The organism is Vibrio sp. 10N.222.46.A1 (genome assembly GCF_041473595.1).
Lineage (GTDB): Bacteria > Pseudomonadota > Gammaproteobacteria > Enterobacterales > Vibrionaceae > Vibrio > Vibrio tasmaniensis_A.
In genome coordinates, this window is sequence record NZ_JBFRSN010001583.1 from 1 (window position 1) to 1,050 (window position 1,050).

Annotated in this window: 1 protein-coding gene and 1 pseudogene; both read left to right on the plus strand. The window is 44.5% G+C overall.

Going from position 1 to position 1,050, the window contains the following annotated elements:
- Nucleotides 1-550 (plus strand): porin (locus AB4496_RS28230; protein ID WP_372133349.1); only part of this gene is annotated, 550 nt, incomplete at its 5' end.
- A gap of 155 nt (nucleotides 551-705) precedes the next feature.
- Nucleotides 706-1,050: pseudogene (locus AB4496_RS28235) on the plus strand (EamA family transporter); the annotation flags it as partial.

Sequence of the window (1,050 nt, forward strand, 5' to 3'; positions counted from 1 at the left end):
ATTTGCATACCGTGGCGGCTTTGATGCCCTGCAACTAGAAGCCACTTACCAAACCAACAGCAAAAAAGACTCTGACGGCTACGGCATTTCTGGTGTTTACTCACTGCCAATGGGCTTAGATCTTGGCCTAGCCTACTCAGGTGAAGACCTAGGGGAAAATAAAGGTAGCGCAGACCAAATCCTTGCCGGCCTAGCGTATTCTCTAGACAACCTGTACTTAGCTGCAACTTATTCAACAGGCGACCTAGATGATAAAGCGACAGGTACCGATGCTAAGTCATTCACTGCTATGGAATTTGCAGCGCAATACAAATTCACCAAGCAAGTATCTGCTGCAGTCGTATATACTTACCAAGAAGATGAAATCAACAGCGGAGCAAAAGTAGACGCTGTCGACGGTATTGAATTAGCTGGTTACTACAAACTAAACAGCAATTTCCGCACATACCTTTCTTACTACGTTAATGGTTTAGACGAAGTTAAAAATGCAAAAGGTATCGTGACAGCTGGTGAAGACACACTTCGCCTAGGTGTCCGCTACGATTTCTAATCTAAATCGACTTTAGATAGAGACTAGAAAGGTTGGGCGGTTGCTCAACCTTTTTTCATATTCAAATATTCTGACCAACTTCATCAATGCTTTTTCTGGTTAAGTGGTGCTAAATCCGTATCATAGGTGAACCACATCAAATAATTAGAAGCATCATGTCACAACACCATCCGATCCAAGGCGCTAGCTGGATGCTAACCGCAGGCTTAGCCTTTGCCGTTATTAATAGCCTAACTCAAGTCGCTAGCATTCATTTCGGACTTACTTCTACCACCGTTGCCGTCATTCAATACGCCATCGCGTTGTTCGCTATTCTTCCTTATCTGAAAACGCTGGGCATTCGCCGCGCGCTAAAAACCGACAACCTAAAGTTGCACGTATTCCGTGTCTTCTTGTCTGTTATTGGTATTCAACTTTGGATATGGGCATTGGCTTACCCAGTACCTATTTGGCAAGGCATTGCCCTTCTCATGACGTCGCCATTGTTTGCAACCATAGGC